Here is a 21,260-nt window from a genome sequence, read left to right as displayed (position 1 = left end):
CGCCTTTGAAACCAGATGGTTTTCGGGGCGCGGCTGCCCTGTTTTTGATGAAAGGGGAGGGAAACGGCCGGCTCCGCTCACCGGGCCTTCTGTCTCATCTTTCGCTCTGTGACGGCCATGCAGGCCAGGGTGATGACGGCCACCAGCCCCTCTGTGAGCACCATGGCCCACCACACGCCCCGGATTCCCAGCCACAGGGGCAGAAGGTACAGCAGCAGGGCGCTGATGACGATTCCCCGCAGGACGGTGAGCAGGGTGGAGAGGCGGGTCCTTAAGATGGACTGAAAGTAAAAAGTAGCCCAGATATTGATCCCCATAAACAGGAAGGAGATAAAATAGATCCCCATGATGGTGGGAGCCGCCTCCAGCACCTCCGGCGTGGCGTTTACGAAAAAGCGGATGATCTGGGTGGGAAACAGAAGGCCGGACAGCATAAAGACCAGGCCGAAGGCCGTCACGGTCCACTGGGAAACGCGGCGCAAAGAGAGGATGCGCCCCAGCTGTCCCGCCCCGTAGTTTGTGGTGGCCACGGGCTGAATGGCCTGCCCCACGCCGGTGAAAAGATGCTGAAACATCCCGGAGCAGCTCAGCACCACGCCGAATACTGAGAGGGCCACCTCACCGCCGTAGCGCATAATCTGGTTGTTTAAAATGCAGGTCAGGGCGATGAACGCAAACTCCAGCACGGAGGCGCTGAATCCGGCTGTGACCGCTTTAAAAAATGCCTTTGACAGCACCCAGGGCTTTACCAGTTTCAGATGGCAGTTTTTCGTAAAGAGGTATCCCAAGAGGATGAAAAACTGGATCACCGTCCCGCCCACCGTGGCGATGGCGGCGCCCGCCATGCCCATATCCATGGGAAAGACGAAAAACCAGTCCCCGAACACGTTGAACACCCCGCCGGTAATGACTGCGCCCATCACCACGCCGGGCGCCCCGTCGCACCGCACCATGCAGGTGAGGTAGGAGGAGAGGATAAAGGCGGGAAAGGCCAGCACGATCCAGCTTCCATACTCCAGCACCAGGGGCATCAGGGTCTCGCTGGCCCCAAAGAGGGTAAAGATTTCCCTCTGAAACAGGGCAGTGAGCGGCCACACCACGGCGGTGAGGGCCAGCGCTAACAGGAGAGAGGCGGTGTAGTAGGCGTTTGCCTTTTCTATCCGCCCCTCCCCGCGGGCCATTCCAAAGCGGACGGAACCGCCGATGCCGCAGAGAAACCCGAACAGGGAGGCCACCCCGAAGACGGGGTAAATGATGGCGCAGGCCGCCGCTCCATCCGTCCCCACACCCTGACCGATGGCGATGGTGTCCACAAAGCTGTAGACGGTGGTGACCAGGGCGGAAAACAGGGATGGCAGCAGGAATTTCAGATACAGCTTTCCGATAGGTTCCTTCAAAAGATCCATACACATTCTCCTTTGCTTGACTTCTTTTCTGCAATGCCATATTATAAAGTCTGATATAATATGAGAGTCAAGAGGGAGAACGTATGACAGAAAAAAACAGGCTGTTTTCCATCGGGAAACTGTCCAAGCTCACCGGCGTCCACATCCAGTCCCTGCGCTACTATGAAACCCTGGGAATCCTGAAACCGGCCTACGTGGATCCGGAGAGCCAGTACCGGTATTACACCTTTCAGCAGACGAGAATTGTGGAGGCGATCCAGTACTGCGCCGAGCTGGACATCCCCCTGAAACAGTTCCGGGAATTTCTCCTGGAAGAAGACGGTCAGATCGACTACGCCAGGCTGGCGGAATACGGAGTCCGCCTGACCCGGGAGAAAATGGAGCGCATCCAGAAACGTCTGACCTTTTTGGAAACGATCCAGCAGGAAATGCTTCACGCGGAACGATGCCTCCAAAAGGGCCGCGCGACGGCCAACTTTCCGGAACGGCTGTGCTGGACGATCCCCTACGAGGGGACCCAGACGGCGCCGGATTTTCACGGGGCCGTCTACCGCCTGATTGCCGATTTGGAAAAACACGGCCTGCGGGCCGGCTATAACAACGGCCAGATGCTGCTCTGGAGGGGCGGGGAGATCCGATCCTTTCTGTTCATCGACATTCAGGAAACGGAGCTGCCCTTGGAGTCCTTTCCCCAGATCCTGCGGATTCCCGCGGGAATGTACGCCTGCGCCGTCTCCAGAGAGAGCGGCATCCGCAGCGCCCCGCAGATCTTTCCAGAACTGTTTGAGCAGGATTACGGAAAGACGGTGGTGGAGGTGGAGCTGTTCTCCGGAAAATTCAATTACTCCACCCCGGTGTTTGAGATTCGCTGCAGCCTGCCGGAGTAAGGAGGGCGCCGCGAAACAGGGCCGCCGGTTCCTTCCGGGGCGCCTATTGTCCTAGCCCTGATTCCGCTCCCAGGTCTCATGCTCCATCTCCCGGCTGGGATCCCAGTCGTTGAAAGGCTCGCTCTCCGTTTTCTGGAATCCGAATTTGGCATAGAGGTGACGGGCCGGCTGCAAAATATTCAGGGTGCCCAGGGTAACGTGGGTATAACCCTTTTTGGCACAGAAATCCATAGCCGTCTGCAGCAGCCGGTTTCCCAGCCCCTGTCCCTGCATGGCCATATCCACCCCGAACCAGCGAAGCTGCGCCTGGTGCTCGCCCCGCTTGATGATAGCGATGTCTCCCACGATGGCCCCGTCTGCCTCGGCAATCCACATCTGGCTGCCCTCCGGATCGTCGTAGAGCTCCGCCATTCCCCCTAACATTTCCTGTTCATACAGCCCGTTAAAATGGAACTGTTTTTCATACAGCCGGTACTGAAAATAGCACACCAGGCTGGGATCTCCCGGCCGGTACGTGCGGATGGTGATGTCTGATTTCATAAAAATTCCTCCTCCTCTTTTTGTTTCTGGTCCTGCTCCCGCAGGGCAGTTTCGATAAAGACCATGGCCTGGCAGAGACGGCGGCAGGTGCCCTCATCCATGCCGGAAAGTTTGTCCCGGATCTGCCGGCTGCCGTTTTCGTCGATGCGCGCCGCCTCCCGCTCCCCCTGCCTTGTCAGACGTATTTTTTTTACGCCCTTGCTGCCGGGAATGAGCTCCCTGGTGAGAAATCCCCGTTTTTCAAAGGTACTCAAAAGGCGGCTCACGTAGCTTTTATCCATGCTTAGATGGCTGCACAGCTCCGTGGCGGTGATTTCCGGGAAAAGGTGGATTTCAAACAGGACTCTCGCCTCTGCCCAGGAGAGCTCCGTTTCCAGGTAATCCCGGTTCAGCACGTCCAGCCAGGCGGTGTAGTAGCGGTTGAAGGCACGGATGGTTTGAATAAGCTCCGGATCCAAATGGTTCCCCCCTTCCGTTTTCACAGTGTGTGATAGAATTTTGATGAGTTGATTTTGTCAACACTATAAGCTTAAACCATAGAGTTGATTTTGTCAACTCATTTGCGGAAATTGTATTTCAGGAAACCGCCATCTCCCGCAGGGCAGCAGAAATATTTTTCAGCCCCTCGCATATCCTTTACAGAGGAGGGAGAGCCATGGAACCGCCAAAAACCAGGATTTACATAGAGCGAGACGGCGCGGCGGTCCTGTTTGAGGACCTGCCGGAGGAGGAGCAAAAACAGGCGGCGCGACGCCTTCTTTTCCGCTTTCTGGCCGGCCTTGGCTACGAGCCGGAGGAGGAGGAACCGGGGCCGGACCGTCTCCCGTAGAGGGCTCCGGCCGTATCTGTCCTTTCGCCTTTGGTGTCTCATATAGAAAAACGACTGGAATTTACCACAAGATGTAGTGGAAAAAACGCTCCATATGTGATATACTCCCATCGTTAGACTGACAAGACAAGGAGCAGAACTATGCGTTATCACAATATAACCAAAGACGATATGTTAAACGGGGACGGCCTGCGGGTTGTGCTCTGGGTGGCGGGCTGCAACCACAACTGCAAGGACTGCCACAACCCGGTGACCTGGGACATCCGCGGGGGAATCCCCTTTGACCAGGCGGCGAAGGACGAGCTGTTCGCGGAGCTGGAAAAGCCCCACGTATCTGGCGTCACCTTAAGCGGCGGAGATCCCCTGCATCCCGATAACCGGGAGGACATCGGGGCCCTGATCGACGAGATTTCCCAGAAATTCCCCTACAAGACCATCTGGCTTTACACCGGCTACCAGTGGGAGGCCATCCGGGATCTCCCCTATATCAAGAAGGTGGACGTGGTGGTAGACGGAGAATTTGTGGCCGCCTTAAAGAACACTCAGCTCCACTGGCGCGGCAGCTCCAACCAGCGTGTCATCGACGTGCAGCCCAGCCTTCTTCGGGGCGATGTGGTGCTGCACTGCAAATAGGAGGAGCGGAAATGAACATCAGGATTAAATATTTTACAGAGGAAATCGAGAAACTGCGCTACGTGGACGGAAAATCCGACTGGATTGACCTGCGGGCCGCCAAGGAGGTGGCGTTGAAAAAGGGAGAGTTTGCCCTCATCCCTCTGGGGGTGGCCATGGAGCTGCCGACAGGCTACGAGGCTCACGTGGCTCCCAGAAGCAGCACCTTTAAGAATTTCGGCATCATCCAGACCAACAGCATGGGAATCATCGACGAGACCTACTGCGGCGACAATGACCAGTGGTTTTTCCCGGCCTACGCCCTGCGGGACACGGTGATTCACGTAAACGACCGCATCTGTCAGTTCCGCGTCATGGAGCATCAGCCGGCCCTCACCTTTGAGGAGACGAAGACCCTGGGACATGAGGACCGGGGCGGCCACGGCAGCACGGGAAAGAGCTGAGAAAAGGCAGGGATGAGGAGAAGGAGAGCGGGCGCAGGAGAGAAAGGGGTGCGGGCATGAAGGATGCCGTGTCACGGAGAACATCCGGGAAAATGGAGTTTCAGCATATCTTCCGGCTGACGGCGGGAAGGAGAGGAGCAGGACGGAAAGCGGCGGCGTTTGGAACGGCGCTTTTTGGGGCTTTGGCCCTGGCCGGCTGTTCCGGCGCCGATCCTGCCAGGGAGGAGTACCGCTTAGCCGGCATTGAGCAGCTGGAGGCGGGGGATTACGAGGCGGCCATCCAGTCCTTTGAGGAGGCCATCGCCCACTCTGACGGCCGTGTGGGCGATTTTGAGGTGGACGTATTAAAATATCGGGCGGAGGCAGAATATAAGGCAGAGGACTACGGGGCGGCCTCCCACACCTACGACGTGCTGCTGGAGGTGGAGGGAAAGGACGCGGACCTCTATTATCTGCGGTGTATGGCTCTGGCGGCGGAAGGGCAGACCGCCCGGGCCCAGGAGGATTTTGACGCCGCCTCCGCCATGGCGGAGGGAAAGAAGGAGGCCTCCCCGGTGATGGACGATGCCCTGGTGGCCCTGGGGACGGCATATCAGAAATCCGGGGATCCGGAAAGGGCCAAGGCCGCCTTTGACAAGGCGCTGGCCCTGGGAACGGCCACGCCGGAGCTTTACGGCAGTCTGGGGCTGGCTCTTTTGGAGGGCGGACAGCCGGCAGAGGCGGCGGAGTATTTTAGCCAGGGCATGGCTCTGGCTCAGCCGGGAAGCGAGGAGTACGGCTCCCTGCTGCGAAACCGGGCGGCAGCCCTGGAGAGCGGGGGAGAATTTTCCCAGGCCCTGGAGCTTTTAAAACAGTACACGGCCTCCTACGGGTCTGACCCGGAGGTGGAGCGGGAAATTCGATTTTTGGAGACAAGGTAGAGGAATATGGCAGAACTGATAGAGATCAAAGAGGTAGAGGAGCGGGTGATTCTGGTAGCGGTGAGCGTCGCCGACGGGGAGGACGCGGAAACGTCCCTGGACGAGCTGGAGGAGCTGGTAAAGACCGCCGGGGGCATGGCTGTGGGCCGGGTGATCCAGAACCGGGAGAGCATCCATCCCGGCACGTACCTGGGAAAGGGAAAGATCCAGGAGCTGAAGGAGCTTTTGTGGGAACTGGATGCCACGGGAATCGTCTGCGACGACGAGCTCTCCCCCGCCCAGCTGCGCAACCTGGAGGACGCCCTGGAGACCAAGGTGATGGACCGCACCATGGTGATTTTGGATATTTTTGCCAGCCGGGCCACCACCAGGGAGGGAAAGCTGCAGGTGGAGCTGGCGCAGCTTAAATACCGGGCGGTGCGCCTGGTGGGCCTTCGCAACTCCCTCTCCAGGCTGGGAGGCGGAATCGGCACCAGAGGCCCCGGCGAGTCCAAGCTGGAGATCGACCGGAGACGGATCCACGACCGCATCAGCCAGTTAAAATCGGAGCTGGAGGAGGTCCAGCGCCACAGAGAGGTGTCCAGGCAGCAGCGGGAGCGCAGCCATATGCTGCGGGCGGCCATTGTAGGCTACACAAACGCAGGGAAATCCACCCTGTTAAACCGTCTGACAAACGCCGGTATCCTGGCGGAGGACAAGCTGTTCGCCACCTTGGATCCCACTACGAGGAATTTAAGGCTGCCGGACGGTCAAGAGCTGCTGTTAACCGATACGGTGGGCTTTATCCGGAAATTGCCCCATCACCTGATCGAGGCCTTTAAGAGCACCCTGGAGGAGGCGAAGTACTGCGACATCATTCTCCACGTGGTGGACTGTTCCAACCCGAGGATGGACGTGCAGATGTACGTGGTCTACGACACCTTAAAGGAGCTGGGGGTGCAGGACAAGGAATTCATTACCCTGTTTAATAAAATAGACCGGCTGGAGGGAGAGGCGGTGCTCCGGGATTTCCATTCCGATTACCAACTTAAGGTGTCCGCCAAAACCGGGCAGGGTCTGGACCAGCTGATGAACGTTCTGGGAAATATTCTCCGGAGCCGGAAAGTCTACCTGGAGCGGACATATCCTTACGCCCAGGCGGGAAAGCTGCAGCTCATCCGAAAGTACGGCGAACTGCTCTCCGAGGAGTACGGAGACGAGGGAATCGCTGTGAAGGCCTATGTCCCCGCAGAGGTCTATGCCTCCGTGCTGCCGTCCTGATCGCCCCAGGCGTGTTTGCGGTGTGCGGACAAGCGTTTCTTCAGTCATTAGAAATTATAATAAGACACAATATCTAGTTTCTTCATAAATGATGATCATAGATATTGTGTTTTTTATTTGGGTCTGCTATAATGGGTTCCATGGCGCCTCGGCGCATTGAAAGGAGTAAGGGGTACATGATAAAGGTAATAAAACGAGACGGAGAAACGGCGGAATTCAGCCTGAACAAGATTACAGAGGCCATCAAGAAGGCGTTCAAGGCGACGAAAAAGGAGTATAACAACGAGATTCTGGAGCTGCTCTCCCTTCGGGTGACGGCGGATTTCCAGCATAAAATGAACGGCGATACCATCGGTGTGGAGCAGATCCAGGACAGTGTGGAGCGGGTGCTGGAGCAGACGGGCTACACCGATGTGGCGAAGGCATACATTCTTTACCGGAAACAGCGGGAGCGCATCCGCAACATGAAAAACACCATCCTGGACTACAAGGACGTGGTAAACGGCTATGTGAAGGTGGAGGACTGGAGAGTAAAGGAGAACTCCACTGTCACCTACTCCGTAGGCGGACTGATCCTCAGCAACTCCGGGGCGGTGACGGCCAACTACTGGCTTTCTGAGATTTACGACCAGGAGGTGGCGGAGGCCCACCGGAACGCGGACATTCATCTTCACGACCTGTCCATGCTCACAGGATACTGCGCCGGCTGGTCCTTAAAGCAGCTGCTTCTGGAAGGGCTTGGAGGGATTCCCGGAAAGATTACCTCCTCTCCGGCAAAGCACCTGTCCGTGCTGTGCAACCAGATGGTAAACTTCCTTGGAATCATGCAGAATGAGTGGGCCGGAGCCCAGGCGTTCTCCTCCTTTGATACCTACCTGGCCCCCTTCGTAAAGGTGGACCATTTAAGCTATCCGGAGGTAAAAAAGTGCATTGAATCCTTTATCTACGGCGTGAACACCCCCAGCCGCTGGGGCACCCAGGCTCCGTTCTCCAACATCACGCTGGACTGGACGGTTCCCGACGATATGGCGGAGATGAACGCCATCGTAGGCGGCAAGGAGATGGACTTTAAGTACAAGGACTGCAAGAAAGAGATGGATATGGTCAATAAGGCCTTTATCGAGACCATGATCGAGGGCGATGCCAACGGCCGCGGGTTCCAGTACCCCATTCCCACCTATTCCATCACGAAGGAGTTTGACTGGTCCGACACGGAGAACAACCGTCTCCTGTTTGAGATGACTGCCAAATATGGCACCCCGTACTTTTCCAACTATATCAACAGCGACATGAAACCCAGCGACATCCGCAGTATGTGCTGCCGTCTCCGCCTGGATTTAAGAGAGCTGAGAAAGAAGACCGGCGGTTTCTTCGGCTCCGGAGAGAGCACCGGCTCCGTGGGCGTGGTAACCATCAATATGCCCAGAATCGCTTATCTGGCCAAGGACGAGGCAGATTTCTACCGCCGTCTGGACCACATGATGGACATTGCCGCCCGCTCCTTAAAGGTCAAGAGAGAGGTGATTACCAAGCTGCTGGACGGAGGGCTGTACCCCTACACCAAGCGGTATCTGGGAACCTTTGAAAACCACTTCTCCACCATTGGACTGGTGGGTATGAATGAGGCCGGCTTAAACGCCAAATGGATCGGAAAGGACCTGACGCACCCCGAGACCCAGGAGTTTACCAAGCAGGTGTTAAACCACATGAGAGAGCGCCTGTCCGACTACCAGGTGCAGTACGGCGACCTCTACAACCTGGAGGCCACCCCGGCGGAGTCCACCTCCTACCGCCTGGCAAAGCATGATGTGAAACGGTATCCCGACATCAAGACGGCATCGGGAGACTGCGGCAGCCCCTACTATACCAACAGCTCCCATCTGCCGGTGGGCTATACGGCGGACGTGTTTGACGCCCTGGACATCCAGGACGAGCTTCAGACCCTTTACACCTCCGGGACCGTATTCCACGCCTTCCTGGGAGAGAAACTGCCGGATTGGAAGTCGGCGGCCAAGCTGGTGAAGACCATCGCGGACAACTACCGTCTGCCCTACTACACCATTTCGCCCACCTACTCCATCTGTAAGGATCACGGCTACCTGACGGGAGAGCACTTCACCTGCCCCGTCTGCGGCAAGGAGGCGGAGGTGTACAGCCGGATCACCGGCTACTACCGTCCGGTGAAAAACTGGAACGAAGGAAAGCTCCAGGAGTACAAGAACCGGAAGACCTACGACGTGCTCCACATGGGCTGGAAGGTGAAGGAGGCGGAAATCAGCGCCAAGGAGGAGAAAGAGGAGAACTCCCAGGAGGCCATGCCGGCGGGAGCTTACCTGTTCACCACAAAAACCTGCCCCAACTGCAAGGCTGCAAAGGAATTTTTAAAGGATGTGGAGTACAAGGTAATTGACGCCGAGGAGAATCCGGAGCTGTCCAGCCAGTTAGGCATTATGCAGGCTCCCACCCTGGTGCTGGTGAAGGACGGAAAGATCCAGAAGTACGTGAACGCGTCCAATATCCGCCGTTACACAGAGGAGCGGAAACACTGATTTTTTTAAAAACGATGTCATCCCGGTAAAAACGGAGATGCCGTCATCCTGTGAAGAAATGACCTGAATGTCAGGTTTTATGGTAAAAAAGTGTGCGCCAAGCGCACACTCGCGCCGGAGCGCGGCTGCGCCAGCAGCCGTTTTCCTTTGCGCGGAGTGTGCCTCCTTGCGGAGCATTCTTGTTTAACAGGAAACGAAGTTTCCTGTTAAAGAACAAGGCCCGGAGACAGTCCCGTCTCCGGGCCTTTCTGCATAAGATGGCAGGGAGAGACGGAAAAAGGGAGGACGGGATGAAGGAGTGCGACGGAGTGTTTGAGGGCGGCGGCGTCCGCGGCATCGGCCACGTGGGCGCTGCCTGTGTAATGGAACAGGCGGGATACCGGTTCTGCCGCCTGGCCGGTTCCTCTGCCGGGGCGATCGTGGCTGCCCTTCTGGCTGCCGGGTACGACTGCGGGGAGCTGAAACGGGAGATGGGGCGGGCGGATTACAGGCGAATGCGGGGACGGGACCGGCTGGACCGCCTGGGAACCCTGGGAAAAGGGGCATCCCTTCTCCTCCACCTGGGAATCTACGACACCGTTTATCTGGGGCAGTGGGTGCGAGGGCTGCTGCAAAATAAGGGGGTGGAGACGTTCGGGGACCTGAAGGGGTCTGGAAGGCAGCTTAAGATCACTGCCAGCGATGTGACGGCCAGGAAACTCCTTATTTTTCCGGACAGCCTGACGGAATTTGGACGGGATCCCGATTCCTTTCCGGTCTGGGAGGCGGTGCGCATGAGCGCCGGGATTCCCATCTATTTTGAACCGTGCCGCTTGTCAGATCGGCGCGGCAGGACGCATCTGATCGTGGACGGCGGCCTCCTCAGCAATTACCCCATCTGGCTCTTTGACGGCAGGGAGACAAAGCGGCCGGTGTTCGGCTTTCGGTTCTGCGGCAGGGAAGACGGGGACGGGACCGGGGAGGGATCAAATGGAGACGGGAGCGCAAAAGAAGGCTGTGATCCTGGAGGTGGGAGGCTAAAGAACCCTTCCGGTTCCGATGCTGGGAACCGGAGGGGAGAACCCTGTCCGAAAGACCGGGAGCCGGGAACGGCCTGCCTCCGCGAAACACAGGGGGCATTTGCCGCCTCCCGGCCAGGTCTTCTCAGTTATCTCCAGTCCATTGTCTCCACCAGCCTGGACGCCATCGACAACAGCCGGATGGAGGCGGGGGACCGGGAACGGTCCATCCTCATTCCCGCCACCGTGGATACCGGGGCGGGAGAGAAGAAGATCGGGGCCGCCGATTTCTCCATCACGGAGGAGGAGCAGGCCGCCCTGTTTCAAAATGGAGAGCGGGCGGCCAGAAGGTTTCTGGAGACGTGGAGCTTTCGCAAGTGGAAACAGGCGTACCGGTGAGATTCCGGTCTCCGGTCAGTCCTCGAAGGCAGCCGCCACGTCTTTGAGCAGCCGGGAGATTTCCAGATGCTGGGGACAGGCGCGTTCACAGGCTCTGCAGCCGATGCAGTCGGAGGCCCGTCCGCCGGATTTCGCATAGTTGTTATAGTAGAACCGATGGGTGTTGACCCCTTTGGTCAGCTCCTGGCACTCGGCGTTATAGAGGGCAAAGTAGTTGGGAATGGGGATGCTTTTCGGGCATCCTTCCACACAGTAGCCGCAGGCGGTGCAGGGAACGGCGATGGCGCCGTGGATGATGGCGGTTACCTGGTCTAAGAGAGTCAGCTCCTCCGGGTTCAGGGAAACGGATTCCTGCATATAGGAGGTATTGTCCTCCAGCTGCTCCAGGCTGGACATTCCGCTTAACACCATCATCACCTGATCCAGCCCGGCGGCAAAGCGCACGGCCCAGGACGCGGGGGACCACTGGGGATGGCAGGCGCGGAGAAGATCCTCTCCCTCCTTGGGGATACGGGCCAGAGCGCCGCCCTTCACCGGCTCCATGACAATGACCTTTTTGCCGTGTTTGACGGCTGTCTCATAGCATTTTCTGGACTGGATTCCCTCGTCCTCCCAGTCCAGATAATTGATCTGGAGCTGGACGAATTCCACTTCCGGATGGGCGGTGAGGATTTCATCCAACAGTTTGGCGCTGTCGTGGAAGGAAAAGCCGATATGGCGGATTTTTCCCTCCTTCTGTTTTTCTTGGATGAAGGAAAAGCTGCCCAGTTTTTCCGCAATGGGATAGTTGACGGAGTTTAAGTTGTGGAGCAGGTAGTAGTCGAAATAGTCCACCCCGCATTTTTCTAGCTGTTCCTCAAAAATCCGCGGCTGATCCTCCGGCTCCTTTAAGGACATGGTCGGCAGCTTGGAGGCCAGGGCGTAGCTCTCCCGCGGATGGCGCTCCGTCAGAGCCTTCCGCACAAATACCTCACTGGTATTCTGGTGATACATATACGCGGTGTCGAAATAGGTAAATCCCCGCTCCAGAAACAAATCCACCATCCGGCAAAACTGGTCCAGATCCACGCTGGTGGGATCATCCCCGTTTAAAAGCGGGAGCCGCATACATCCAAAACCTAATTTTTTCATGAATTATCCCCTCTTTCTTTGAATCTGTCTCTATGTTACCACAGGGACGGGAGCCTCCGTCAAGTCCTTTTCCCATGGTTCCCATGGATTTCCCGGGCGGCGCCTTTTATTTCCCGCAAGTTTGTGATATGATGGGAAAGAAAATAACGCCTGTATTGGGAGGCCGGCAAAGGGACGGCGCTCCCGGGGAATGCAGGAATGGAAAAGGAGACTGAACGAAACATGAGAGAAACCATGGATATGCGGGGTGTTCCCTGCCCTGGGCCGGTGGTGGCCGTCAAAAAGAAAACGGACAATATGATTGCCGGCGAGCTGATCGTTGTGGTAGATAATCAGGCCGCAGTCCAGAATCTGGAAAAATTCGCGGAATATAAAGGATACACCTCCAACTGGTCCAAAACGGGAGAGAAGGAATTTAAGGTCCAGATCCTGGTTGGTCAGAAGGCTCTGCGGGAAGTGGATGAATATTTTAATATTTTTGATACGCATCACGAAAAGGAACAGGAGGCAGAGACAAAGCAGGAGTGGCAGAAACCGGCAGAGTCTCAGGAGCCCGTCCGTGAGGCGGCAGAGGGAGGGCCGGAGAGCTGTGAGACCTGTGAGCTGATGAGCCCTCAGGAGGTGCTGAAAAAGGCTGGACTGGAGCCGCAGGCCCCGGCAGAACCGTTAGACGAGCCGGTTTCTGAGAAATCGCCGGTTCTGGCGGCAGCGCCCGAGTCTGCGGGATCCAAAGTTTCGAAGGCAGCGGTGCCCGCGCCTGCGGTATCGCCGGCCCCGGCAGCGGCACCTGCGCCTGCGGTATCTTCTGCTCCGGCAGCGGCACCCGTACCCGTACCTCCGGCCTCTGTGCCCCAGGAGCAGCCGAAACCAGGCATTCCTTCCCCCACCGCGAAGGGAACTGTGCTGGTGCTGGCCTCCGATGCCATGGGAAACGGGGATGACGAGTTGGGCCGCCTTCTTATGAAGGGATTTTTCTATGCGACGGTGGAGCAGGTACAGCTCCCGGAGACCATCTTGTTTTACAACAGCGGCGTATTTCTTACTACAGAGGGCTCCGCGGTGCTCAACGACTTAAAAGAGCTGGAGCGCAGAGGCGTCCGCCTGCTCTCCTGCGGCACCTGCTTAAATCACTACGGCCTGTTTGACAAGCTGAAGGTAGGAGAGGTCACCAATATGTATGAGCTGGCCAGCCTGATGTTCCAGGCCGGAAAGATCATCCGGCCATGACCGGGCACGCCGTTTCGTCCCCGGCCGGCCTGGAGCGGGTCACCCACCAGTTTCCGCCAGTGTTTGACAAAAATTCCAGGGTTTTAGTGCTGGGGACCATGCCTTCGCCCAAGTCCAGGGAGCAGGGGTTTTACTACGGCCATCCCAGAAACCGGTTCTGGCCGGTTCTGGCAGCCGTTCTCGGAGAATCCTGTCCCCAAACCATAGAGGAGAAGAAGAACCTGGCGTTAAAACACGGCGTGGCTATTTGGGATGTGTTGGAAAGCTGCGAGATTCACGGGGCTGACGACACCAGCATCCGCAATCCCGTTCCCAATCAGATGAGGAAAATCATGGACCATGCCAATATCCAGGCGGTGTTTACCACCGGCACGAAGGCCACGGCCCTGTTTCGGCGCTACTGTATGGAGGACGCTGGTTTAGAGCCGATTCCACTGCCGTCCACCAGCCCGGCAAACTGCCGTGTTTCTCGGGAAACCCTGGAGCAGGAGTACCGGCGGATCCTGGAATATCTGTGACGGGATGACCCTGGAAACAGTCGGTTTCCGCGATGGAAAAAGGGCTTGCCAATGTCCTTCCAATGCCTGCCATTGCAGCTGGAATTTGCCCCCGTGTTGACAAATGGGAAGAACAGGGGTATAATCTCCTCGGTAATTCCTAGAACGAGACAGCTTGTAATACCTGAATATATAGGGAAAAGATTACGAGGAGGAAAAAGTTATGGCACCCAGAAAAACAACTACAAAGGTGGATACGGCGAAGGCAGCGGAGCCGGTAAAGGCTGAGTCCAAGGTAGCTGCCGCACAGGCAGAGGCAAAGGCTCCTGCAAAGGCAGCGAAAACCGCAAAGACGGCCAAGACCGCGGCGAAGGCCGAGGAGAAAGCTCCGGCGAAGGCTCCTGCAAAGAGAGCGGCGGCAAAGAAAGCAGAGCCGGCGGCAGAGGTTGTGATCGAGTTTGGCGGCAGACAGATCGTTGCAAAAGATGTGCTGGAGGCAGCGAAGAAGGACTTTGCTGAGAAACACGAAGGAACCGAGTTAAAGAGCATCCACTTATATATTAAGCCGGAGGAGTCCGTAGCTTACTACGTAGTAAACGGCGGAGTCGGCGATCCCGAGGATAAGGTAGAGTTTTAAGACGGTGAGGGCCGCATACCGGAAGGGTATGCGGCTTTCTTCGTGTTATAGGGAATGGTGCTCCCGCTGTCACGGACAGCCGGCCACCCTCCTGTGCAGGCGGCGCAGCAGGATGGAGCAGGAGGAGGCAAAGAAAATTTCCAGGGCGCTGGTGACCATTCCCGCCTTCCATAAGAGAATCAGGGAGAGGGCGGAAATGATCCAGAATCCCCACAGATACCGTTTGGCGATGCAGGGATTTTCCTGGCGGTAGCGCAGCAGAAGAAACAGCAGCCCGATTAAAAAGAGCACCGGTGACAGGAAGGCGCAGTAAAAATGAATCCTGGACCAGAAGGGAAACCGCTCCGGCAGGTAAGGGGTCAGCATTGCCAGAATGAGAATCAGACAGGCGGCCCGTGTCAGACACAGGGCAGTCCGGGTGTGGTCCAGCCTGCGGGAGATGTCCCGAAACCAGAGAGAGAAACAAAACAGGAGGATGGCTCCCCAGGTCAGGAACAGAATTTCCTTTTCCCCGCTGTTCCGGAGAATGGAAAAATTGGTGGTCATCCAGTCAGTGGCTCCGGCGAACCACACGGAGGCCAGCGGAATAAACACATAAGCAAGAAAATCGTAGATCATGAAACTGTCTCCTTTACAGGTTCAGTATGCCCGGAAAACGGAACGGGAAGGCTGGGGATATTTTCCTGACGGGAGAGGTTGGAAAGAGGTTTGGAATGACAGGACTTCCGGAATTATTTGCGGAACGGATGAAAGAGCTCTTAGGAGAAGAATACGAGGCGTTTGAGGCCAGTTACGGGAACGAGAGATCCCAGGGACTTCGGGCGAATCTTCTGAAAGGGGACAGGGAACGGTTTGCGAAACTGGCAGACCGTTTTGGCCTTCGCCCGGTAGCCTGGGCGGAGGAAGGCTTTTATTATGACGGGGACACCAGGCCTGGAAAATCCCCCTACCACGAAGCCGGGGCATACTACATCCAGGAGCCCAGTGCCATGGCCGTGGTTGAGCTCCTCGCTCCGGAGCCGGGAGAGCGGGTGCTGGATCTGTGCGCCGCTCCCGGAGGAAAAAGCAGTCACGCCGCCTCCCGCATGAGAGGAGAGGGGCTTTTGGTGAGCAATGAGATCCATCCCGCCAGAGCCAGGATCCTCTCCCAGAACATGGAGCGGATGGGCTGCAAAAACGGCGTGACGGTCTGTTCCGATCCGGCGGGACTGGTGGCCTATTTCCCCGGCTTTTTTGACCGGATCATTGTGGACGCGCCCTGTTCCGGCGAGGGAATGTTCCGCAAGGACGAGGAGGCCAGAACGCAGTGGAGCCCGGAGAATGTGGCCCTCTGCGCAGCCAGGCAGCAGGAGATCTTAAACTGCGCGGCAGCCATGCTCCGCCCCGGCGGAAAGCTGGTCTATTCCACCTGCACCTTTGCCCCGGAGGAAGATGAGGGAGCTGTGGAGCGCTTTCTGGCCTCCCATCCGGAGTTTTCCATTGGGGAGGGGCGGGAGGTTCCCGGTGCGTCCCAGGGACGGCCTCAGTGGGTGGAAGGCGGGAGAGAGGATCTCTCCCGGACCTTCCGTATCTGGCCCCATAAGGCGGACGGGGAAGGCCACTATCTGGCCCTGCTGGAAAAACGGGGAGAAGTGGACAGCGGGGAAGACGTTGGTCAGGTCAGCGCAGGCCGCAGAACGAAACGGGCGGAGGGCATCCGGATGCCGGGATACTGCAGGGACAAAACCCTCTGCAAATCGCTGGAGACGATGATCCGGGAGATCTGCCCTGGAGCGGAATGGCTGCGGGACAGAAAAGAATGGATTCTGTTTGGCGAACAGGTGTATCTGCTGCCGGAGGAGATGCCGGATTTTGCCGGCCTGAAGGTGCTGCGGCCGGGCCTTCACGTGGCAACAGTCCGGAAAGGACGCCTGGAGCCGGCTCACGCCCTGGCGGCCGCGCTGAAGGAGCAGGAGGCTGCCCGCGTCTGCCGCCTGGACGAGGAACAGGCAAAACGGTACGTAGGAGGAGAAACCATAAGCCAGGCTGGGGAAAAGGGATGGACCCTGGTGACGGTGGACGGCTATTCCCTGGGATGGGGAAAGCAGGCCGGCGGAATGATTAAAAACCACTACCCCAAAGGCCTGCGCCGCCAGCTGTAGCCGGCAGAGAGACGCCGGAGAGAATAAACTGCATATCATCTGGCAGAGGAGCTTCGAAATGGAGCTCCTTTTTCGTGATGGGATGGGGAAAGGTCAGCGCGTGGGAGTGAAGGGCCTGCCGCTGGATCACGGAAAAGTCGGGGCAGTACAGGAAATCACCTGGCAGAGGATGGCCGATGTGGGCCATATGGACGCGGATCTGGTGCGTCCGTCCCGTCTCCAACCGCAGACTCACCAGGGAGAGATCCAGAGAAGGATGGTACAGGAGCGTCCGGTAGCGGGTGCGGGCCGTTTCTCCGCCTGGGGACACGATCCGCTCCAGAATGGAGCCCTCCTTTCTGGCGATGGGGGCGTCGATGATGCCTTCCTCAGGAACCTTCCCCTTGGCGATGGCCAGATACTCTCTCCGGATAAGCCGCTTTTCCCCCATGGAGGAGAGAATGGAGGCGGAGAGCTGGTTCCGGGCCAGGATCAGCAGGCCGGTGGTGTCCCGGTCCAGCCGGTTGACTGCCCGGTATACGAAGGGTTCTCCCTTCTGAAGAAAATACCAGGCCATCCCGTTGGCCAGAGTGCCGGTATAATGGCCGGGGGAAGGGTGAACGGGAACGCCGCTGGCCTTATTTACCACCAGCAGGTCTTCATCCTCGTAGACAAGATTCAGATCCATAGGCTCCGGCGCGAAGGCCTGGGGAGTCTCCTCCTCCGGAAGGCAGATGGTCAGGGCTTCCCCGGCAGTGAGGCGGTAAGAGGAAAAGACTTCCGTTCCGTCCACGCAAAGCCCTGCCGGAGAAGTCTTCAGGCGGGAAATGACATTTCTGGAGCATCCAAGCTCCTCTAAGTATTGTCCCACGGTCAGGCCGGCTGCTTCCGGCTCAATCTCATAGGTCAGTGTCCGTTTCATGAGGGTCTCCCTTCTGATTTCCAAGATGCTTGTGTTTGGAGGCTGCGTGATCGACCAGGGAATCCTTTGCCAGGAAACTGGCCCGTTTCACACTGTCAGTGCCGAAACGGCTGCGGATGGCGTCCACTGCTTTTTCCATTTCCAGACGTTTCCGGTCCTGCTCTGTCTCAAACAGACTCATCTGGACAAAGCCGTGATCGGAGATTTTCCCGGTGCGGATCCCGATGAGGCGGACGGGCGTTCGGTCCCAGAATTCTTCCAGCAGCCGGCAGGCCTCCTCGTAGATCACGGAAGTGGAATCGGTGGCGAAGTGGAGAGCGCCCTGGTGGGAGGAAGAATGGAATCTCCAGTCCCTCAGCTCCACGCACACCTGGTTGCACAGTACGTGGTCCGCCCGCAGGCGGGCGCCTACGGTCTCCGCCAGGGACAGGAGGACGTGGCGGGCCTCCTCCATGTCGGAGACGTCACGGGAAAGGGTAATCCGGTTGCCGTAGCCCTTGTTCATGGCAGTTCGCTCGGCAACCGGCTCGCTGTCCAGCCCATTGGCATAGTCGTGGATGAGGCGGGCGTATTTTCCGCCTAAATGCAGGGCTAAAAGCTCCGGGTCGCTGTGAGCCAGCTCGCCGATGGTGTGCAGTCCCAGGGACTCCAGCTTTTTCTGGGCGGCTCCTCCCACCAGGAACAGCTCCCGGATCGGCAGGGGCCACATTTTCTCCGGAACCTCGGCGGGAAACAGGGTGTGAGTGCGGTCCGGCTTCTCAAAATCAGAGGCCATTTTTGCCAGGAGCTTATTGGAGGAAATGCCCACGTTTACCGTAAAGCCCAGTTCCTCCCGCACCCGTCTGCGGATTCCATCCGCCACCGCGAGAGGCTCCCCAAAGAGATGAATGGTCTCCGTCATATCCAGAAACGCCTCGTCAATGCTGAATTTCTCAATGTCCGGGGTATACTCCTCCAGAAGTTTTAAAAGCCGGCGGGAGCTGGCCACATAGATCTCAAAGTGGGAGGGAACCACCATCAGATGCGGACACTTTTTCAGCGCCTGAGCCAGAGGTTCTCCCGTGGTGACGCCGTATCGTTTCGCCGGGGTGGACTTTGCCAGCACGATGCCGTGACGTTTGCTGGCATCGCCGCCCACGGCGGAAGGGATGGTGCGCAGATCCAGAGCCGTAGGATCCTTCTTTAGCCGGTCCACGGACTCCCAGCTTAAAAAAGCGGAATTCACATCAATATGAAAAATCAGACGTTCCCGTTCCATAATATCACCTCACAGCAGAGAAATCTTCCGGCGGCCATCCTCCTGCGGGAGGAAATCAATCTGAAAGAAAGGGGGAAACGGATCAGACAATCACCGGGAAGAAAGGGTTGTCCTTATTATAACAGAATGTATGTTCGATTACAAGAGGGCTTTTGCAAAAAATGCACCAAAAAGTCAGCCCTGAAAGTCAGCAGAGAAATTCCTTCAATATTATAAAACATCCAGGCATAAAACCCAGCCGCATAAAACCGCCCCGCCGCGAATAAAATAAAAGGAAACCGGGACGGGAGGCTGGCGGAAATGAGGATCCGGCGGCTGAGGCATTTTCTGGCGGCACTGCTTGCGGCGGCGCTCATAAGCGGCGGCGGGGCGGAGGCCGTCCGCGGAGAGGAAAGGGAAAAAGCACCGGAGCTGTACGCCCAGTCGGCAGTGCTCATGGACGGGGACTCCGGCCGCATTTTATATGGAAAAAATGAGAGAGAAAAGCGGCCCATGGCCAGCACCACCAAGATTATGACCTGCATTTTGGCCCTGGAGCAGGGGGATCCGGCGGCGGAGGTGGAATTTTCCTCCCTGGCCGCCTCCCAGCCCCAGGTAAAACTGGGCGCTCCCGCCGGCCGCAGATTCTATTTGAAGGATCTCCTCCATTCTCTGATGCTGGAGTCTCACAACGATACGGCGGTGGCAGTGGCAGAGGCCATTGCCGGCACTGTGGAGGACTTTGCTGCCCGGATGAATGAAAAAGCCGGGGAGCTGGGCTGTGCCGACACGTGGTTTGTGACGCCAAACGGCCTGGACGCCGCCTCCGCGGACGAGACGGGAACGGAGCGTCCCCATTCCACCACGGCGGCGGATCTGGCGCGGATCATGCGCTACTGCGTCTACGAATCGCCGAAACGGGAGGAATTTCTGGAAATCACCAGGGCCCCGTCCTACTCCTTTTCCGATCTCGACGGGAAAGGAACCTATTCCTGTGTAAACCACAACGCCTTTCTCACCATGATGGAAGGAGCGCTGTCGGGAAAGACGGGATTTACAGGCGGAGCCGGCTACTCCTACGTGGGCGCCCTGGAGCGGGACGGAAAATCCCTGATCGTGGCCCTTTTAGGCTGCGGCTGGCCCCCTCACAAGACGTATAAGTGGTCCGATACGAGAGAGCTGATGGAATATGGCCTGGAGGAATACGAGTACCGCGATGTGTGGAGGGACCGTTCCTTCCTCCCGGCCTCTGTGGAAAACGGGATCCCGGAGGACGGGAATCTGGGAAAGAAAGCGGAGGTGGAAATCGGCCTGCCGGAAGGAGGCGGGAGTCTGGAGCTCCTTTTAAAGGAGGGAGAGGAGGTAAAGGTGAGCTATCGGGAATCGAAAACCCTGCGCGCCCCAGTGCGGGAAGGGGAGGAGGTGGGCCGGGTGATCTACTCTCTGAACGGGGAGGTGGTGGCCACCTTTCCCGTGACCGCCAGAGGAAATGTGGGGGAGATCACCATGCGCTGGTGTCTGGAGGATGTGCTGGGAAAATACTTCTTGCGCAGCCGCGGCTAGCGTGCTATACTCAGACAGGTAAAGAAAGGCAGTACCATTATGACAGACCGCACAAGATGGAAAAATGGAACAACAGCATCATCAGAAACCACAGGCAGGCCCCAGGGCCTGCCTTTTCCTTTGCGGCGGGCCTGTTGTAAAGGACTAAAGTGATAAAAGGAGAAATGTTATGAAACGGATCATGACCATTGGCAGCGTATTTTTGGGAAATACCATATCCGCCCTGGGGATCGGCGGCTTTCTCATCCCGGCGGGGATGATGATGGGAGGGGCCACCGGTATCGGTTTGGCGGTGAATCACTACACGGGAATCCCCGTCTCCGTGGCTTTGGCGGTGCTTAACGTGGCCTTATTTTTAGTGGGGGCGGCCATTCTCGGGAAAGGCTTTGCCCTTATGACCATCATCAGCACCTTCTATTCCCCCTTTATTCTGGAGCTGGTGCAGCGCATGGTGCCGGTGCCTTTAACAGAGGACATGATGCTGGCCACAGTCATCGGCGGCCTTCTGGTGGGTCTGGGCCTGGGCCTGGTGCTGCGGGTAGGCGCCTCCACCGGAGGCATGGACATCCCGCCCATCCTTCTGAACCGGAAACTGGGACTTCCCGTGGGGGCCACCATGTACGTGTTTGACTTCTGCATCCTGGCTTTCCAGGTGGGCTTTTCCGGCCTGGAGCGGATGCTCTACAGCATTATTCTGATCGTCATTTACACCACGGTGATCGACAAAATCATCACTCTGGGCACCTCTCAGGTACAGGTAAAGATCATCAGCGGAAACTACGAGAAGATCAACCTGGCCATCCAGACCCGCCTGGACCGGGGCACCACCCTTCTGGCCATGAAGGGCGGTTATCTGGGAGAGGAGTCCTACGAGATCATGACTGTTTTAAGCAGCAGGGAGCTCCACCGGCTGAGCGCCCTGGTGACGGAGCTGGATCCCAAAGCCTTTATGATCATCAACCGGGTTACGGAGGTGCGGGGCCGCGGATTCACCCTCGGGAAACGATTTTTAGAAAAAGAACAGCAGAGTGGATCCATTGGCAAAAATTCCTAAAAATCACT

Annotated in this window: 21 protein-coding genes; 14 read left to right on the top strand and 7 right to left on the bottom strand. The window is 57.5% G+C overall.

What is annotated here, in order from left to right; all coding sequences use genetic code 11:
* Positions 1 to 77: 77 nt before the first annotated feature.
* Positions 78 to 1,406: an MATE family efflux transporter gene (locus B5E84_RS07840; protein WP_162612831.1), complete on the bottom strand. Its 1,329-nt coding sequence runs from the start codon at positions 1,404 to 1,406 to the stop codon at positions 78 to 80.
* 83 nt (positions 1,407 to 1,489) lie between these two features.
* Between B5E84_RS07840 and B5E84_RS07835 the strand changes: the two genes are divergently transcribed.
* Complete coding sequence (locus tag B5E84_RS07835; RefSeq protein WP_087221536.1) at positions 1,490 to 2,293, top strand: MerR family transcriptional regulator; 804 nt, start codon at positions 1,490 to 1,492, stop codon at positions 2,291 to 2,293.
* A 51-nt stretch (positions 2,294 to 2,344) separates the two neighbouring features.
* Here the strand turns inward: B5E84_RS07835 and B5E84_RS07830 are convergent, their stop codons facing one another.
* A complete protein-coding gene (locus B5E84_RS07830; RefSeq protein ID WP_087221535.1) occupies positions 2,345 to 2,833 on the bottom strand; it encodes a GNAT family N-acetyltransferase in 489 nt (162 codons plus the stop codon).
* Complete coding sequence (locus B5E84_RS07825) at positions 2,830 to 3,291, bottom strand: MarR family winged helix-turn-helix transcriptional regulator (RefSeq protein WP_162612830.1); 462 nt, start codon at positions 3,289 to 3,291, stop codon at positions 2,830 to 2,832. Before B5E84_RS07825 ends, B5E84_RS07830 begins: the two co-directional genes overlap by 4 nt.
* Before the next feature lie 197 nt (positions 3,292 to 3,488).
* Between B5E84_RS07825 and B5E84_RS20600 the strand changes: the two genes are divergently transcribed.
* From B5E84_RS20600 to B5E84_RS07795, 7 genes are all read left to right on the top strand, one after another.
* Positions 3,489 to 3,662 carry a hypothetical protein gene (locus B5E84_RS20600; RefSeq protein ID WP_162612829.1) on the top strand — a complete coding sequence of 58 codons (174 nt, stop codon included), beginning with the start codon at positions 3,489 to 3,491 and terminating at the stop codon, positions 3,660 to 3,662.
* A gap of 141 nt (positions 3,663 to 3,803) precedes the next feature.
* The gene (nrdG, locus tag B5E84_RS07820; RefSeq protein ID WP_087221531.1) at positions 3,804 to 4,295 is read left to right on the top strand and encodes an anaerobic ribonucleoside-triphosphate reductase activating protein; all 492 of its coding nucleotides are present in this window, start codon (positions 3,804 to 3,806) and stop codon (positions 4,293 to 4,295) included.
* Between the two features lie 11 nt (positions 4,296 to 4,306).
* Positions 4,307 to 4,738 (top strand): dUTP diphosphatase, encoded by a 432-nt coding sequence (locus tag B5E84_RS07815; protein ID WP_087221529.1) that lies wholly within the window; start codon positions 4,307 to 4,309, stop codon positions 4,736 to 4,738.
* Positions 4,739 to 4,830: 92 nt separating this feature from the next.
* Entirely contained in the window at positions 4,831 to 5,658 is an 828-nt protein-coding gene (locus B5E84_RS07810) for a tetratricopeptide repeat protein (RefSeq protein ID WP_162612828.1), read from the top strand.
* A gap of 6 nt (positions 5,659 to 5,664) precedes the next feature.
* Positions 5,665 to 6,918, top strand: a complete 1,254-nt coding sequence (hflX, locus tag B5E84_RS07805) for a GTPase HflX (protein WP_087221525.1) — start codon at positions 5,665 to 5,667, stop codon at positions 6,916 to 6,918.
* A gap of 176 nt (positions 6,919 to 7,094) precedes the next feature.
* On the top strand, positions 7,095 to 9,467 hold the full coding sequence (locus B5E84_RS07800) for a ribonucleoside triphosphate reductase (RefSeq protein WP_087221523.1): 2,373 nt from the start codon (positions 7,095 to 7,097) through the stop codon (positions 9,465 to 9,467).
* Between the two features lie 290 nt (positions 9,468 to 9,757).
* Positions 9,758 to 10,864 carry a patatin-like phospholipase family protein gene (locus B5E84_RS07795; RefSeq protein WP_162612827.1) on the top strand — a complete coding sequence of 369 codons (1,107 nt, stop codon included), beginning with the start codon at positions 9,758 to 9,760 and terminating at the stop codon, positions 10,862 to 10,864.
* Positions 10,865 to 10,879: 15 nt separating this feature from the next.
* On the opposite strand, the gene B5E84_RS07790 is transcribed toward B5E84_RS07795, so the two are convergent.
* The gene (locus B5E84_RS07790) at positions 10,880 to 11,995 is read right to left on the bottom strand and encodes an aldo/keto reductase (protein ID WP_087221519.1); all 1,116 of its coding nucleotides are present in this window, start codon (positions 11,993 to 11,995) and stop codon (positions 10,880 to 10,882) included.
* A 222-nt stretch (positions 11,996 to 12,217) separates the two neighbouring features.
* Between B5E84_RS07790 and yedF the strand changes: the two genes are divergently transcribed.
* The 3 genes from yedF to B5E84_RS07775 all read left to right on the top strand — a co-directional run bounded on the left by yedF (position 12,218) and on the right by B5E84_RS07775 (position 14,356).
* Positions 12,218 to 13,222, top strand: a complete 1,005-nt coding sequence (gene yedF / locus B5E84_RS07785) for a sulfurtransferase-like selenium metabolism protein YedF (RefSeq protein ID WP_162612826.1) — start codon at positions 12,218 to 12,220, stop codon at positions 13,220 to 13,222.
* Positions 13,219 to 13,740 (top strand): DNA-deoxyinosine glycosylase, encoded by a 522-nt coding sequence (locus B5E84_RS07780; RefSeq protein WP_087221515.1) that lies wholly within the window; start codon positions 13,219 to 13,221, stop codon positions 13,738 to 13,740. Before yedF ends, B5E84_RS07780 begins: the two co-directional genes overlap by 4 nt.
* A 202-nt stretch (positions 13,741 to 13,942) precedes the next feature.
* Positions 13,943 to 14,356, top strand: coding sequence for a DUF6465 family protein (locus B5E84_RS07775; RefSeq protein WP_087221513.1), 414 nt, complete (start codon positions 13,943 to 13,945; stop codon positions 14,354 to 14,356).
* 69 nt (positions 14,357 to 14,425) lie between these two features.
* On the opposite strand, the gene B5E84_RS07770 is transcribed toward B5E84_RS07775, so the two are convergent.
* Positions 14,426 to 14,974, bottom strand: coding sequence for a hypothetical protein (locus tag B5E84_RS07770; protein ID WP_087221511.1), 549 nt, complete (start codon positions 14,972 to 14,974; stop codon positions 14,426 to 14,428).
* A gap of 95 nt (positions 14,975 to 15,069) precedes the next feature.
* Between B5E84_RS07770 and B5E84_RS07765 the strand changes: the two genes are divergently transcribed.
* Positions 15,070 to 16,497: an RsmB/NOP family class I SAM-dependent RNA methyltransferase gene (locus B5E84_RS07765; RefSeq protein ID WP_087221573.1), complete on the top strand. Its 1,428-nt coding sequence runs from the start codon at positions 15,070 to 15,072 to the stop codon at positions 16,495 to 16,497.
* Here B5E84_RS07765 and B5E84_RS07760 read toward each other — a convergent pair.
* Both B5E84_RS07760 and B5E84_RS07755 read right to left on the bottom strand, forming a co-directional pair.
* A complete protein-coding gene (locus tag B5E84_RS07760) occupies positions 16,457 to 17,398 on the bottom strand; it encodes an RluA family pseudouridine synthase (protein ID WP_087221509.1) in 942 nt (313 codons plus the stop codon). The genes B5E84_RS07765 and B5E84_RS07760 overlap by 41 nt on opposite strands.
* Complete coding sequence (locus B5E84_RS07755; protein WP_087221507.1) at positions 17,376 to 18,656, bottom strand: DNA polymerase Y family protein; 1,281 nt, start codon at positions 18,654 to 18,656, stop codon at positions 17,376 to 17,378. Before B5E84_RS07755 ends, B5E84_RS07760 begins: the two co-directional genes overlap by 23 nt.
* Before the next feature lie 300 nt (positions 18,657 to 18,956).
* Between B5E84_RS07755 and B5E84_RS07750 the strand changes: the two genes are divergently transcribed.
* Entirely contained in the window at positions 18,957 to 20,198 is a 1,242-nt protein-coding gene (locus tag B5E84_RS07750) for a D-alanyl-D-alanine carboxypeptidase family protein (protein WP_087221506.1), read from the top strand.
* Between the two features lie 169 nt (positions 20,199 to 20,367).
* Positions 20,368 to 21,252, top strand: coding sequence for a YitT family protein (locus tag B5E84_RS07745; protein WP_087221504.1), 885 nt, complete (start codon positions 20,368 to 20,370; stop codon positions 21,250 to 21,252).
* Positions 21,253 to 21,260: the final 8 nt, after the last annotated feature.

Source organism: Lachnoclostridium sp. An14, assembly GCF_002160755.1.
In the GTDB taxonomy this organism is placed as follows: domain Bacteria; phylum Bacillota; class Clostridia; order Lachnospirales; family Lachnospiraceae; genus Lachnoclostridium_A.
This window is presented reverse-complemented; position numbering and strand designations above follow the sequence as displayed.

Bases quoted from the DNA above. Each gene is read 5' to 3' on its own strand.
- B5E84_RS07840 (WP_162612831.1), bottom strand. From the start codon at position 1,406: ATGGATCTTTTGAAGGAACCTATCGGAAAGCTGTATCTGAAATTCCTG.
- B5E84_RS07835 (WP_087221536.1), top strand. From the start codon at position 1,490: ATGACAGAAAAAAACAGGCTGTTTTCCATCGGGAAACTGTCCAAGCTC.
- B5E84_RS07830 (WP_087221535.1), bottom strand. From the start codon at position 2,833: ATGAAATCAGACATCACCATCCGCACGTACCGGCCGGGAGATCCCAGC.
- B5E84_RS20600 (WP_162612829.1), top strand. From the start codon at position 3,489: ATGGAACCGCCAAAAACCAGGATTTACATAGAGCGAGACGGCGCGGCG.
- nrdG (WP_087221531.1), top strand. From the start codon at position 3,804: ATGCGTTATCACAATATAACCAAAGACGATATGTTAAACGGGGACGGC.
- B5E84_RS07815 (WP_087221529.1), top strand. From the start codon at position 4,307: ATGAACATCAGGATTAAATATTTTACAGAGGAAATCGAGAAACTGCGC.
- B5E84_RS07810 (WP_162612828.1), top strand. From the start codon at position 4,831: ATGGAGTTTCAGCATATCTTCCGGCTGACGGCGGGAAGGAGAGGAGCA.
- hflX (WP_087221525.1), top strand. From the start codon at position 5,665: ATGGCAGAACTGATAGAGATCAAAGAGGTAGAGGAGCGGGTGATTCTG.
- B5E84_RS07800 (WP_087221523.1), top strand. From the start codon at position 7,095: ATGATAAAGGTAATAAAACGAGACGGAGAAACGGCGGAATTCAGCCTG.
- B5E84_RS07795 (WP_162612827.1), top strand. From the start codon at position 9,758: ATGAAGGAGTGCGACGGAGTGTTTGAGGGCGGCGGCGTCCGCGGCATC.
- B5E84_RS07790 (WP_087221519.1), bottom strand. From the start codon at position 11,995: ATGAAAAAATTAGGTTTTGGATGTATGCGGCTCCCGCTTTTAAACGGG.
- yedF (WP_162612826.1), top strand. From the start codon at position 12,218: ATGAGAGAAACCATGGATATGCGGGGTGTTCCCTGCCCTGGGCCGGTG.
- B5E84_RS07780 (WP_087221515.1), top strand. From the start codon at position 13,219: ATGACCGGGCACGCCGTTTCGTCCCCGGCCGGCCTGGAGCGGGTCACC.
- B5E84_RS07775 (WP_087221513.1), top strand. From the start codon at position 13,943: ATGGCACCCAGAAAAACAACTACAAAGGTGGATACGGCGAAGGCAGCG.
- B5E84_RS07770 (WP_087221511.1), bottom strand. From the start codon at position 14,974: ATGATCTACGATTTTCTTGCTTATGTGTTTATTCCGCTGGCCTCCGTG.
- B5E84_RS07765 (WP_087221573.1), top strand. From the start codon at position 15,070: ATGACAGGACTTCCGGAATTATTTGCGGAACGGATGAAAGAGCTCTTA.
- B5E84_RS07760 (WP_087221509.1), bottom strand. From the start codon at position 17,398: ATGAAACGGACACTGACCTATGAGATTGAGCCGGAAGCAGCCGGCCTG.
- B5E84_RS07755 (WP_087221507.1), bottom strand. From the start codon at position 18,656: ATGGAACGGGAACGTCTGATTTTTCATATTGATGTGAATTCCGCTTTT.
- B5E84_RS07750 (WP_087221506.1), top strand. From the start codon at position 18,957: ATGAGGATCCGGCGGCTGAGGCATTTTCTGGCGGCACTGCTTGCGGCG.
- B5E84_RS07745 (WP_087221504.1), top strand. From the start codon at position 20,368: ATGAAACGGATCATGACCATTGGCAGCGTATTTTTGGGAAATACCATA.